We start from the raw sequence: 13,709 nt of genomic DNA, 5'->3' as shown, positions 1-13,709 counted from the left end.
ACCTCCCCGAGTTCGACGACCGCGTCGGCCGGGCGCTCGGCGGGCAGGTCGGCGAGGAGCACGGCGAGTTCGCCTCGGGTGGTGGCGCCGAGCGCCCGGCCGACGCGGTCGTCGAACTCGGGGAGGTCGAGGCAGCCCTCCTCGACCGCCAGGCGCAGGCGGCGGGCGGCGGCCTCGCGGTCGTCGTCCGGCGCCCGCACGTCGCGGTGCTCTGCCATCTCAACCTCCGTGGGGGGCTACTGGGACACGTGGCGAGGAAGCGGCCGGGTCACGGGGGCGCCTCGCCGGCCAGGAAGCGGGCGATGCCGGCCTGCTCGTCGTCCGGGAGATCGCGTTCGGCGAGCCGCCGCGCCGCCTCGGCCCTCAGGTGCGGCCGGGCGGCGGCCGGGTCGACGCCGTCGAGGAAGGCGGCGAGCAGGTCGGCTCGCGCGTCCTCCAGCGACGGCGCGGCGACGGGGGCGGTGGCCAGGATGAGCCAGGTGCAGGCGGCGTCCACGCCGGGGGCGCCCCTGGCGGCGTTGGCCCAGTCGACGACCCGCGGGCCGTCGGCGGTGACGAGCACGTTGCCGGGGTGCAGGTCCAGGTGGAGCAGCCGGTTGCCGGGGCGGCCCGCGGCGGCCCGCAGCCAGCCCGGCGCCCGCACGGCCGACAGCTGCCGCAGCAGAGCGGCCAGGAGCGCGCCGTGCTCGGCGGCCCGGCCGGGGGCGCGGGCCGTCTCGTCGAGCAGGCTCGGCCCGGCCACGTGCTCCATGAGGATGTCGGCCCCGTCGGCGTCGTGGACCTCGGGGGCGGGGAAGCCGTGCCGCCGGGCGTGCCGCATGACGGCCGCCTCGCGTTCGAGGCTGCGGCCGTCGCGCGAGCGGCGGACGACCCGGCCGGGGCCGGCGTCGAAAATCTCGCAGTCGTATCCGGCAGCGATCAACGAACCAACCTGCATATAAGTCAGATTAGCCGGTAAAGCCATTAAATCAGTACCTCAGGGCGGTGACCGCTTTTTCCGGCAACTTGCTGCCAGCGGACGGCCCGCTATTTATCGCTAACGTGAGACGAACATGGATTCAACCCCCACTCACCTGCTATTCCATTGAATATGGGGAGGTGACACGTTGCTGGTGGCAACCGACCTCGTCAAACGGTATGGCGAAATCCAGGCACTCGACGGATTCACGCTGAGCGTGGCCGCCGGAGAGATCGTCGGGCTTCTGGGGCACAACGGCGCGGGTAAGACGACCTTCGTCGAAATCGTGTCGCACCTGATCCGCCAGGACGGCGGCACGGTGACCATCGACGGCAAGCCGCCCTCCGCCGTACGCGGCCAGGTCGGCGTGGCGCCCCAGCACATCGCGCTGTATCCGTCGGCGACCGTCCGCGAGCATCTGGAACTGTACGGCAGGCTGTCCGGCCTGCGCCGGGCCGCGCTGAACTCGGCCATCGAGGACCTGGCGGTGATGCTGCGGCTCACCGACCTGATGGACCGCAGGGCCGGCAAGCTCTCGGGCGGCCAGCAGCGGCGCACGCAGGCCGCGACCGCGCTCGTGCACCGGCCCGGCCTGCTGCTCCTGGACGAGCCCACCGCGGGCGCCGACCTGGAGACCCGGCAGGCGATGCTGGACGTCGTCAAGCAGCGCGCCGGCGAAGGCGCGGCCGTCGTCTACACCACCCACTACCTGCCCGAGCTGACCGAGCTCCAGGCCACGATCGCGGTGGCCAGGGACGGCCGGGTCATCGCCCGCGGCACCTACGAGGAGCTGGCCAAGGACCTTCCGGGCGAGGTGCGGGTGACGCTGGAGGACGAGGAGGAGATCAGGATCTCCACCTCCGACCCGGCGGCGACGCTCATCGACCTCCTGCACCGCACCGACCGCCGGATCAGCTCGGTCGACGTGCGCAACGCGTCCCTGGACGACCTCTACCGATCCCTGGCGGTCCACGATGCTCCTTGACGTCTCCAGGCCCGGGCCGGGCGTCCTCGGCTCGCTGCACCGCATCGGCGCCCTGGCCAGGCACAACCTGATCCTCCGGCTGCGCGACCCGGGCCAGATGATCAGCTACGTGGCCATGCCGATGGTGCTGATGCTGGTGCTCAAACCGCTGTACGTCAGGGCGCTGGACGGCGGCGCCACCCAGGTGGCCACCGGCCTGATGGTCATGTTCTCCGTCTTCGCGATCTCGCTGGCGGGCAACGCGATCCTGTCGGAGCGCACCTGGCGCACCTGGGACCGGCTGCGGGTGAGCCAGGCCCCGGCGGCCGAGCTGCTCATCGGCAAGACGCTCCCGCTGTTCGTGGTGATGGTCGCCCAGCAGTCGATCCTGCTCGTCTACGGCTGCCTGGCGATCGGGCTGCCCGTGCCGTCGATGCCGCACCTCGTGCTCCTGGCCATCCTGGTCTGGGCGTTCGCGCTGCTGGCGATCGGCGCGGTGCTGGCCACGCTGGTGCGCAGCCACGGCGAGCTCAGCGTCATCTCGGACGTGGGCGCGCTCACGCTCAGCTCGCTGGGCGGGGCGCTGGTGCCGCTGAGCCTCATGCCCGAATGGGCGCAGCTGGCCGCGCACGCGTCGCCCGGCTACTGGGCGCTGATCATGATGCAGTCCGCGGTGGCCGGGGACGTGGCGGGCACGCTGCGCCCGGCGGCCGTCGTGCTGGTGATCGGCGTGCTGGCCGGCGTGTTCGCCGCCCGCAGGCTCGCCCGCGGCTGGGGCCGTGGCGGGCTGTTGTGAGTACCGCAACTCCAGTGAATAGAGGCATGTTGATGGATCACGGACATTCACCGGGCGACACCGACATCGCGATCATCGGCATGGCCGGTCGCTTCCCCGGTGCGACCGACATCGGGACGTTCTGGCGCAACATCAGCACCGGCGTCGAGTCGTTCACGCGGTTCTCCGACGAGGACCTGATCAGCGCGGGCGTCGACCCGGCCACGTTCCAGCAGCCGAACTACGTCAGGTCGCGGCCGATCCTCGACGACATCCGCGGCTTCGACGCCGGCTTCTTCGGCTACAACCCGCGCGAGGCGACGCTCGCCGACCCGCAGCAGCGCATCTTCCTGGAGTGCGTGTGGGAGGCGCTGGAGACGGCCGGCTACGCCGCCCCGGAGGGCCGGGGCAGCGTCGGCGTGTTCGCCGGGATGAACATCAGCGGCTACCTGCTGACCCGGCTCAGGGCGTTCGAGATGGGCATCGACACCTCCGCCCTGATGATCGGCAACGACAAGGACTCGCTGGCCACGAACGTCTCCTTCCGGCTCGACCTGAACGGCCCCAGCCTCGCGGTGCAGACGTTCTGCTCCACGTCGCTGGTCGCGGTGCACCTGGCGAGCGAGAGCCTGCGCCGGGGCGAGTGCGACATGGCGGTGGCCGGCGGCGTGTCGGTGCGCATCCCGGACCGGATCGGCTACCTGTGGGAGGAGGGCGGCCAGGAGTCGCCCGACGGGCACGTGCGCACCTTCGACGCCGAGGGCCGGGGCAGCATGTTCGGCGACGGCGCCGCGGTCGTCACGCTCAAGCGCCTGTCGGACGCGGTCGCCGACCGCGACACGGTGTTCGCCGTCATCCGCGCCTCGGCGATCAACAACGACGGCGCGATGAAGTTCAGCTACCTGGCGCCCAGCATCGACGGCCAGCGGCGCTGCGTGTCGTCGGCCCTCACGCGGGCGGGCGTCGACCCCGCCGACATCTCCTACGTCGAGGCGCACGGCACCGCCACCGAGGTCGGCGACCCGATGGAGGTGGCCGCGCTGACCCGGGCCTTCGGGCAGACCGACCGCAAGCAGTACTGCGTGCTCGGCTCGATCAAGCCGAACGTCGGCCACCTGGACCGGGCCTCCGGCGTGACCGGGCTCATCAAGGTCGTCCAGTCGCTGCGCAACGAGCTGATCCCCGGCACCCTGCACTACCGCTCCCCCAACCCGGAGATCGACTTCGCCACCAGCCCGTTCCGCGTCACCGCCGAGCCGACGCCGTGGCCGCGGCAGGAGGACCGGCCGCGCATCGCGGGCATCAGCTCGCTCGGCATGGGCGGCACCAACGCGCACGCGATCATCACCGAGGCGCCGCTGCCCGCCGACCGGCCGGCCCGGCCGCACCGCTGGCAGATCCTGCCGGTGTCGGCCCGCTCGGCCGCCGCCGCCGAACGCTCCTGCGCCCGGCTCGCCGAGCACCTGGAGGGCACCGCCGGCGACCTGGCCGGCGACCTGGCCGACGTCGCCTTCACGCTGCAGGCCGGGCGCAAGGTGTTCAACCACCGCAAGGTCGTGGTCGCCGACTCGACCGGCGCGGCCGCGGCGCTGCTCGCCGACCCGGCCGGGCCGCTGGGCCGTACGGACTCGACGGTCGGCCGCAAGGTCGGCTTCCTCATCGCCGGCGTCGGCGAGCAGTATCCGGGCATGGTCGCCGGCCTCTACGCCGAGGACCCCGGCTTCCGCGCCGACGTGGACGAGTGCCTGGCCGTGCTCGGGCTCACCGGCCCCGAGCAGCTGTCGGACGTGTTCGCGCCCGCCGACCGCGCCGGGGAGCAGGCGAACGACCTGGCCAGGCTGCTGGGCCGCGCCGAGAGCGGCGCGCCGCGGTCCACCACGGACGCGCACCTGGTGCAGCCCGCCGTCTTCGTCGCCGAGTACGCGCTCGCGCGCCGCCTCATGCGATGGGGGCTGCGGCCCGAGATCATGATCGGTTACAGCCTGGGCGAGTACGTCGCGGCCTGCCTGGCGGGCGTGCTGTCGCTGCCCGACGCGCTGCGGCTGGTCGCCTACCGCGCCAAGCTCATCACCTCCCAGCCCGAGGGCGCGATGCTGGCCGTCTCGGCGAACGAGCGCCGCCTGGCCTCGCTGCTCGGCGAGGACGGCATGCGCGACCTCGACGTGGCCGTACGCGCCGGCGCCCAGCTGGTGCTGGCCGGGCCGGTCGAGGCGGTCGAGGCGGCGGCGGCGCGGCTGCTGGAGGCCAAGATCGGCCACCGGCGGCTGGAGACCACGCACGCCTTCCACTCGCGGATGCTCGCCCCGGTCGCCGGGGAGCTGACCGCGTGGATCGCCGACAACATCACGCTGCGGCCGCCGTCCCTGCCGTACCTGAGCAACGTGACCGGCGCCCCCGCCACGGAGGAGGACGTCACCGACCCCGGCTACTGGGCGCGGCACATGTGCGAGACCGTCGAGTTCGGCGCCGGGCTCGACCACGTGCTCGGCATCCCGGAGCTGGCGCTCGCCGAGATCGGGCCCGGCCAGTCGCTGGGCGCGCTGACGCGCGGGCACCCGGCCTGCGAGCGCGGCAGGTGGCCGCTCATCGTCACCACGCTGCCCGCCGCCGGCGACACGCAGGACGCGGGCGCGGCGCTGGCCACGGCCGTGGCCAAGCTGTGGCTGACCGGCGTGCCGGTGGACTGGGCCGCGCTGCACGAGGGCTGGACGCCGGGCCGCGTCCCGCTGCCCTCCTACCCGTTCGAGCACCAGGACTACTGGCTGGAGATCGACGAGTCGGCGCTGGGCGGTGGCGGCGGCAGGCCCGCCTTCGACGAGAGCGACCCCAAGAGCATCGCCAAGGCCTACCCCCGGCTGCCCGACACCCGCTGGATCCACGCGCCGGTCTGGCGCGAGACCACGCTGCGGCCGCCGGCGCCCGAGGAGGCGTCCCGCTGGCTCGTCTACACCGACGACGGCGCCGCCGACGCGCTGGCCGCGCCGCTGCTCGCGCACCTGGCGGCCACCGGCCGCGAGGTGGTGCTGGTGCGGCCGGGCGAGGAGTACTCCAGCGGCCCCGACGGCCTGCGGGTGCGGCCCGGCTCGCCCGAGGACGCGGTCGCCGCGCTGCGCGAGCTGACCGGCCGCGACTGGGCCCCCGAGCGGGTCGTGCACCTGTGGAACGCCGGCGGCGAACGGCCCATCGGCGACAGCCTGCGGCGCGGCCTGCACACGCTGGTCGCCTTCGCCCGCGCCTCCGGCGACCTGGGGCTGCCCGGCTGGAGCCTGGACATCGTCACCACCGGCGCGCACCGGGTGCACCCGGGCGACCGCGTCGACGCCGCGAGCGGCACCCTGCTCGGTCCCACCCGGCTGATCCCCGTCGAGTACCCGAGGGCGCGCACCCGGCTGATCGACCTCGACCCCGGCTCGGTGACCGGGGCGCTGCTCACCGAGCTGCGCGCCGACCCCGCCGACCAGGTGGTCGCGCTGCGCGGCGGCCGGCGCTGGATCCCCGACTACGAGGTCATCGACGCGGCCGTCATCGACCAGGCGACCCCGGCGGCCCGGGTCCGCGAGGGCGGCGTCTACCTGGTCACCGGCGGGCTCGGCGGCATCGGCCTGGCGATGGCCGAGAGACTGGCCGAGCAGTACCGGGCGCGGCTGGTGCTGCTCGGCCGCACACCCGTGCCGCCCCGCGAGGAGTGGGAGTCCATCCTGGCCTCCGGGAACGCCGCGGGCGAGGTCCGCAGACGGCTGGAAGGGCTGCGCCGCCTGGAGGCGGCCGGTTCGTCCGTGCTCACCGTCGCGGGCGACGTCTCCCGCGTCGAGGACGTACGGCGGGCCGTCGAGGCGGCGCGCGAGCGGTTCGGCGAGCTCAACGGCGTCCTGCACTGCGCGGGCGTGCCCGCGGTCGGGCTCATGCAGTTCAAGACCGTCGCCGACATGGACCGGGTGCTGGCCCCGAAGGTGGCGGGCACGCTGGCGCTGGCCGAGGTGCTGCGCGAGGTGCCCGTCGACTTCCTGGCGCTGTACTCGTCCACGACGTCCGCGACCGGCGGCGGCGCCGGCCAGGTCGACTACTGCGCGGCCAACGCCTTCCTGGACTCCTTCGCGCTCAGCGACCCGCTGCCCGGCGTGACCGTCACCTCGATCGACTGGTGCGAGTGGACGTGGAACGGCTGGACCGACGGGCTCGACAACTACGACGAGGGCTCCCGGCAGTACTTCGAGTGGTACCGGGAGAACTTCGGCCTCACCTTCGACCAGGGCTGGCAGACGCTGCTGCGGGCGCTGGCCAGCGGCGAGCCGCACGTGGTGGCCTCCACCCAGGACTTCGCGCCGATGGTGGCGATGAGCCGCCGCTCGTCCATCGAGAGCCACCAGGCGACGGTGAAGAAGATCCGCGACGCCTTCGGCCGGCACCCGAGGCCCGACCTGTCGACCGCCTACGTCGAGCCGCAGTCGCCCACGGAGGAGGCCATCGCCCAGGTGTGGGTCGAGGCGCTCGGCCTGGAGCAGGTCGGCGTGCACGACAACTTCTTCGAGCTCGGCGGCAACTCGCTGCTCGGCATGGAGATCATCGCCGAGGTCAGGAAGGCGCTGGAGCTGTCCTACCTGCCGCCGCACATCCTCTACCAGGCCCCGACGATCAGTTCGCTGGCCGAGGCGGCCAGGGCGGGCCAGGAGGCGGGCGAGCAGCCGGCCGAGGCCCGCGAACAGCAGCGGTCCAGGATCGCGCAGCGGCGCAACATGCTCAGAAGCGGAAGGACGTCTTGACATCCTCCCCCTCGTGAACGAGGGGGAGTCCCACGGCCGCCCGTCAGGGGTCCTGCTTCACCGCCGGTCGCCCGCTCGAGAGGAGGCTCTCGTTGAGGTCTCGCACCAGCTCCACAGGCGTTTCAGCTCTCCGCCGGCCCGGCGGCGAGCAGGTTCTTGCCCGCGTTGACGTCCCGGTCGTGGATGGCCCCGCAGGCGCACACCCGGTCGCGGACGTGCGGCGGCATCTTGTCCCGCCTCACGATCAGCGCCACGTCGTGCGTCCTGGCGCGCACTGTCAGTCACGATTCGTGCTTTTGTTCGATACGACGGCGGTTCGGCTGATGGCAGATCGCCTCCCCCTGTCCCGCCCGCAGGGGTCCGATTCTCCCCCTCGCCTGAAGCGGGGCTTCCTCGGAGGTACAAGATGACCGAGACCGACTACGACTCCGCGGTCGCGCTGATCGGCATGTCCGGGCGCTTCCCGGGCGCCTCCGGCGTCACCGAGCTGTGGGACAACCTGCTGGCGGGGGTCAAGGGCCTGCGCACGATCACCGACGACGAGCTGCGCGAGGCCGGGGTGGACCCCGGCACGCTGGCCGACCCGCGCTACGTCCGCGTCGGCGGGCCGCTGGACGGGCTCGACCGGTTCGACGCCGGGGTGTTCGGCATCAACCCGCGCGAGGCCGAGACGATGGACCCGCAGCACCGGCTGTTCCTGGAGTGCTCGTGGGAGGCGCTGGAGGGCGCCGGCTACTGCCCGACGGACGTGCCCGGCCAGGTGGCCGTGTTCGGCGGCTGCGGCTTCCCCGACTACGTGGTGCAGAACATCCAGCACCTGACCACCCAGCCGGGCGGCGCGCTGCTGATGGCCATCGGCAACGAGCGCGACTCGCTGGCCTCCCTCGTCTCCTACAAGCTCGGGCTGCGCGGGCCGGCCGTGTCGGTGCAGACGTTCTGCTCGACCTCGCTGGTCGCCGTCCACCTGGCCTGCCAGAGCCTGCTCACCTACGAGTGCGACGTGGCCGTGGCCGGCGGCGCCTTCACGCCGCTCCCCCAGCCGTCCGGCTACCTGTACGAGCAGGGCGGCATCATGTCGCCGGACGGCCGGGTGCGCAGCTTCGACGCCGAGGCGGGCGGCACGGTCATGGGCAGCGGGGCCGGCGCGGTGGCGCTCAAGCGCATGTCCGACGCGCTGGCCGACGGCGACGTGATCCACGCGGTGATCCTGGGGTCGGCGTCCAACAACGACGGCCGCCTGCGCGCCGGCTACACCGCGCCCGGCGTGGACGGCCAGGCCGAGGTGATCGAGTCGGCGCTGGGCGTGGCCGGGGTCAAGCCCGAGACCGTCGGCTACGTGGAGTGCCACGCGACCGGCACCATGCTGGGCGACTCGATCGAGCTGGCGGCGATGAGCCGGGTGTTCACGCAGGCCGGGCAGACGCCGACGGTGCTGGGGTCGGTCAAGCCGAGCCTGGGTCACCTGGACCGCGCCTCCGGCGTCACCGGGCTGATGCGGGCCGCGCTCGTCCTGAAGAACGAGCTGCTGCCGGGCACGCCCGGCTACGAGACGCCGAACCCGGCGCTGGCATCGGCGCGCGACCGCTTCACCGTGCTGACCGAGGACCGGCCGTGGGCGGCGGGGCCGCACCCGCGGCGGGCGGGCGTGAGCTCGTTCGGGCTCGGCGGCACCAACGCGCACGTGGTGATGGAGCAGGCGCCGCCGCGGCCGGAGCGGGCCGCCCGGCCCGGGCCGCACCTGCTGGTGTTCTCGGCGGCCGACGACCAGGCGCTGACGGACCTGACCGAGCGGCTGCGCCGGCACCTGACCGGGGACCCGGGCGACCTGGCGGACGTGGCGTTCACCCTGCAGGTGTCGCGGGGCGCCTTCGCGCTGCGCCGCGCGGTCGTCTGCCGCGACCGCGACGACGCGCTCGCCGCGCTGGGCGACCCGTCCCGCTGGATCGACGGCAAGACCCAGCGGCGCAACCCCAAGGTACGGCTGGCCGTGCCGGAGGAGGGGGTGCCGGAGTCCTGGTGGGCGGAGTTGCACGCGGCGGCAGGCGCCGTGCTGCGCACCGGGGCAGCGTCCGCCGCGTCCGCCGTGGCCGGGAGCGTGGGGCGGGAGGAGGCGCTGCGGGCGCTGGCCGACGGGCTGGCGGGCGTGGGCGTCCAGGTGATCGGCGAGGGCGACGCGCAGGCCGAGGAGGTGACGGTCGCGCCGGAGGAGGGCGTGGACGCCGCCACCTGGCTGCTGTCGGCGCTGGCCAGGCTCTGGCTGGCCGGCAGCGTCATCGACTGGGCGAAGCTGCACGGCGGCGAGGGGCGGCGGGTCGAACTGCCGACCTACCCGTTCCAGCGGCGCAGGTTCTGGGTCAAGCCGCCCGCCGGGCAGGCCCGCCAGCAGGCCGGTGAGGGCAAGACCTTCGACCGGTCGCAGTGGACCCACCTGCCGTCGTGGAAGCAGCGGCCGCTGCCCGCCGCCGGGCTGGACGAGCGGCTGCGCGAGGCCGGCCCGTGGCTGGTGTTCGCCGCCGACGAGCGCGGTGAGGCGCTGGCCGAGCGGCTGACGCTGGCCGGCGCCGAGGTGACGACGGTGCGCGACGGGGACCGGTTCGAGCAGCACGACGACGGCGATTTCACGATCCGGTCCGGCAAGGCCGGGGACATCGCCGAGCTGCTCTACTCGCTGGTCGTCAGCCCGCGCGCGATCGTGCACGGCTTCAGCCTGGCCTCGGCCGAGCGCGAGCCGGGCGCCGACCCGGTGGCGCACTTCGCCGCCGAGCAGGACCGGGGCTTCTACTCGGCGCTCGAACTGGCCCGTGAGCTGGTCGACAACACCGGATCGGCGCCGAGGGCGGAGCTGGTCCTGCTCACCTCGCACGCGGTGAACGTCGCGGGTGCCGAGCTGCGCCACCCCGAGCACGCCACGCTGGCGGCGCTCGCCCCCAGCCTGCAGCAGGAGAACCCGAGGCTGCGCTGCCGCCACATCGACCTCGACGACGGGACCGCCGGGATCGAGGCGGTGCTGGCCGCGTCGGTGTGCGAGCACGAGGGCCCGGTGGCCGTGCGCGCGGGCGAGACCTGGCTGCGGCACTACGAGCCGTACCCGGTGGCCGAGCTCGACCCGGAGCGGCGGCCGTTCCGCGACGGCGACACGGTGCTCATCACCGGCGGGCTCGGCGACGTCGGGCTGGTCCTGTCGCGTCACCTGGCCGACACGTACGGCTGCCGGCTGGTGCTGACCGGCCGCTCCCCGCTGCCGGACCGGCAGGAGTGGGACGCCTACCTGGCGGACGTGCCGCCCGGCGGCGAACGGACGGCCCGTCACATCCGCAACATCCGCGACCTGGAGAGCCGGGGCGCGACCGTGCTGGCGCTGTCGGCCGACGTGGCCGACGAGGAGCGGATGCGCGCCGTGGTGGCGGAGGCGGTCGAGCGGTTCGGCGACATCGACGTGGTCGTGCACGGCGCGGGCGTGCAGGACGGCGCCTACTTCAACTTCGCGCACCTGATGGACCGGCAGCAGTGCGACGCGCACCTGGCGGCCAAGGTGACCGGCTTCCACGTGCTGCAGAAGGTGCTCGGCGACCGCTGCCCGGACCGCCGCATCACGCTGTCGTCCATCGCGGCCGTGCTCGGCGGCATGACGCTGGGCCCATACGCGGCCGCCAACGCCGCCCTGGACGCGTACGTGCGGGTCGCCCGCACGAGCGGCGGCGGACGGTGGGTCACGGTCGACTGGGACACCTGGAACATCGACCCGGACCGGATCGAAGGCCACAGCGGCGCGGTCATCGACTACGCGATGACGCCGGCCGAGGGCGTGGACGTGTTCGAGCGGGCGCTGTCGGCGGCGGGCCACGCCGGCCACTTCGTCATCTCGACGGGCTCGCTGGACGCGCGCATCGCCCAGTGGGTCACCGGCGACATCCACGAGGCGGGCGACGACGAGGACGACCAGGAGCGGCACCCGCGCCCCGAGCTGAACAACGCCTACGTGGAACCGCGCGAGGGCACCGAGGCGACGCTGGCGGCGATCTGGTCCCGCGTGCTCGGCATCGAGCCGATCGGCGCCCTGGACAACTTCTTCGAGCTCGGCGGGCATTCGCTGCTGGCCATCGAGCTCACCACCCGCGTCCGCAAGGCGCTGAACGCGTCGGTGCCGGTGACCGGCCTGCTGGAGTGCCCGACCGTACGCCAGCTCGCCGAGCTGCTCGACGCCCGCGACGAACAGGAGTGAAGGACCGATGAAGCAGCCCGCGTACCTGCGGACCGTGCAGGGGTTCGCCCGCCGTGAGCTGGCGGGCAAGGACGCGTACCTGGACTCGCTGGCCGAGGCGCCGCTGCCGCTGTACGAGCGCTTCGGCGCCACCGGCCTGGCCAACTGGTGGCTGCCGAAGGAGGTGGGCGGGCTCGGCCTCGGACTGGAGGAGAGCGTGCGCATCGCCGCCGAGCTCGCCTACGCCGACGCCGGGGTGGCCTTCACCCTGTTCATCCCGGTGCTGACCACGAGCATGGTGACGTGGTACGGCAGCGACGAGCTCAAGGAACGCCACCTGGGCGACCTCGTGGCCGGCAACGGCTTCTGCGCGACGCTCGGCAGCGAGCACGCCGCGGGCAGCGAGCTGGCCAGGATCACCACGACGGCGCGGGCCGAGGGCGGCGAGATCGTCCTCGACGGGACCAAGGCGTTCTCCACCAACACCGGCTTCGCCCGCTTCCTCGTCGTGGTGGCGCGGGCGCCGGACGACCCGGCCGGCTACCTGGCCGTGCTGGTGCCGCGCGACACGCCCGGCATCACCGTGGACAAGCGCTGGGACGTGATCGGGCTGCGCTCGTCGGCGACCTACCAGGTCTCGCTGTCGGGCGTCCGCGTCCCGGCCGGGAACGTGCTGCGCGGCAACGGGCTGCGGCTGCTGGAGGTGGGGCTGAACGCCAGCCGCATCCTCATCGCGGCCACGGCGCTCGGCGTCGCCCGGCGGGTGCGTGACGTGTGCATGGAGTACGGCGCCGCCAAGACGGTCAAGGGCGCGCCGCTGACCGGCAACGCGGTGTTCGCGAGCCGGCTGGGCCAGTTCGAGATGCAGATCGAGGTCATGGCCAACCAGTGCCTGGCGGCGGCGCGCGCCTACGACGCGATCGCCGCCCGGCCGGACGCGGGCGAGGAGTTCCTGCGGCTCGGCACGCTGAAGCAGGCGCTGACGGCGAAGATGTTCTGCGGCCAGACGGGGTGGCAGATCGCCTCGGCGGCGTCGGAGATGTTCGGCGGGCTCGGCTACACGCACGAGTCCGTCATCGGCAAGCTGCTGCGGGACATGCGGTACGTGTCCATCGTCGAGGGCGGTGACGACGTGCTGCGCGAGCTGGTGTTCAGCCGGTACGTGGTGCCGGTGTCGAAACGGTCGTGAACCGGCTCACGCCGCCGCCGTCACCACGGCGGCGGCGTAGCCGGGTGCCACGTCCAGCCAGCGGACGCGGCATTCGGGGAAGCGCGCGGAGCGCGACAGCACGGTGGCGTGCGTCGCGCTCCTTTCGCGTACGAGGACGTCGCTCAGGGCGGCCAGGCCGGCGCCGGACACCTTGACGTAGGCCTCCTTGGCGGTCCACAGGCGGAAGAACTCGCCCGGGCCCGCCGCCTTGACGCGGGCGGTCTCCTCGGGCTGGTAGAAGCGCCTGGCCAGCGCCAGGTGGTCGGCGTCGGCGCGGACGCGCTCCACGTCGACGCCGACGCGGGCGCCCGGCGGCGCGACGGCCACGAGCGCCCACCCGCCGGAGTGGGACAGATTGAAGTCCAGCCCCGCTCCCCCATCAGCCGCTCCCCCATCAGCCGCTCCCCCATCGGCCGCTCCCCCATCGGCCGCTCCCCCATCGGCCGGTCCGCCGTCGGCGGGCAGGAGGCAGGGGCGGCCGGAGTCGTCGCGGGCGAAGGCGAGGCCGGCCGGGGGGATGCCGCACACCCCGCCCAGCACCGTGCGAAGGGCGGCGTGCGCCACCACGTAACGGCGGCGTTCGGCGGCGTCGGCGAACGCCAGCGCGCGCTCGCGCTCCTCCCCGGACAGCAGCCGCCACCCCCGTGAGGCGCCGGCCCGGTCCAGATCCACCCGCCACACCCGCACCCCGTCCGCGCCGTCCGCGCCGTCCGCGCCGTCCGCGCCGTCCGCGCCGTCCACGCGGACCGGCGACACCCGCGCCTCCACCCCTGCCCTGGCCCGCCCCCTGGCACGCGAGCGGCGCCCACCGGCGGCGCAGTCCGCCGAAGCGGGGCAGGCG

Annotated in this window: 9 protein-coding genes; 5 read left to right on the top strand and 4 right to left on the bottom strand. The window is 73.9% G+C overall.

What is annotated here, in order from left to right; genetic code table 11:
- Both ADY59_RS42505 and ADY59_RS42500 read right to left on the bottom strand, forming a co-directional pair.
- On the bottom strand, nt 1-218 hold a 218-nt coding region (locus ADY59_RS42505), incomplete at its 3' end, for a DUF1707 SHOCT-like domain-containing protein (RefSeq protein WP_049575498.1).
- A 50-nt stretch (nt 219-268) separates the two neighbouring features.
- Entirely contained in the window at nt 269-922 is a 654-nt protein-coding gene (locus ADY59_RS42500) for a phosphotransferase (RefSeq protein ID WP_053175690.1), read from the bottom strand.
- A 190-nt stretch (nt 923-1,112) separates the two neighbouring features.
- Between ADY59_RS42500 and ADY59_RS42495 the strand changes: the two genes are divergently transcribed.
- The 3 genes from ADY59_RS42495 to ADY59_RS42485 are packed head-to-tail and all read left to right on the top strand — an operon-like array spanning nt 1,113 to nt 7,457.
- Entirely contained in the window at nt 1,113-1,943 is an 831-nt protein-coding gene (locus tag ADY59_RS42495) for an ABC transporter ATP-binding protein (RefSeq protein ID WP_231619159.1), read from the top strand.
- The gene (locus ADY59_RS42490) at nt 1,933-2,718 is read left to right on the top strand and encodes an ABC transporter permease (protein WP_049575493.1); all 786 of its coding nucleotides are present in this window, start codon (nt 1,933-1,935) and stop codon (nt 2,716-2,718) included. Before ADY59_RS42495 ends, ADY59_RS42490 begins: the two co-directional genes overlap by 11 nt.
- A 32-nt stretch (nt 2,719-2,750) precedes the next feature.
- Nucleotides 2,751-7,457, top strand: coding sequence for a type I polyketide synthase (locus ADY59_RS42485; protein WP_197094114.1), 4,707 nt, complete (start codon nt 2,751-2,753; stop codon nt 7,455-7,457).
- A 122-nt stretch (nt 7,458-7,579) separates the two neighbouring features.
- On the opposite strand, the gene ADY59_RS52010 is transcribed toward ADY59_RS42485, so the two are convergent.
- Complete coding sequence (locus tag ADY59_RS52010) at nt 7,580-7,711, bottom strand: hypothetical protein (protein WP_269433688.1); 132 nt, start codon at nt 7,709-7,711, stop codon at nt 7,580-7,582.
- A 152-nt stretch (nt 7,712-7,863) separates the two neighbouring features.
- On the opposite strand from ADY59_RS52010, the gene ADY59_RS52005 reads away from it, so the two are divergent.
- The gene (locus ADY59_RS52005) at nt 7,864-11,679 is read left to right on the top strand and encodes an SDR family NAD(P)-dependent oxidoreductase (protein WP_053175687.1); all 3,816 of its coding nucleotides are present in this window, start codon (nt 7,864-7,866) and stop codon (nt 11,677-11,679) included.
- 7 nt (nt 11,680-11,686) lie between these two features.
- The gene (locus tag ADY59_RS42475) at nt 11,687-12,847 is read left to right on the top strand and encodes an acyl-CoA dehydrogenase family protein (protein ID WP_049575489.1); all 1,161 of its coding nucleotides are present in this window, start codon (nt 11,687-11,689) and stop codon (nt 12,845-12,847) included.
- A gap of 6 nt (nt 12,848-12,853) precedes the next feature.
- Here ADY59_RS42475 and ADY59_RS42470 read toward each other — a convergent pair.
- Nucleotides 12,854-13,709: 4'-phosphopantetheinyl transferase family protein (locus ADY59_RS42470; RefSeq protein ID WP_231619158.1), on the bottom strand; the 856-nt coding region annotated here is incomplete at its 5' end.

Origin of the sequence: Nonomuraea sp. SBT364 (genome assembly GCF_001083785.1) — a bacterium.
Lineage (GTDB): Bacteria > Actinomycetota > Actinomycetes > Streptosporangiales > Streptosporangiaceae > Nonomuraea.
Note: the sequence above shows the minus strand (reverse complement) of the source record. Positions and strands in the feature narration are given on the sequence as shown.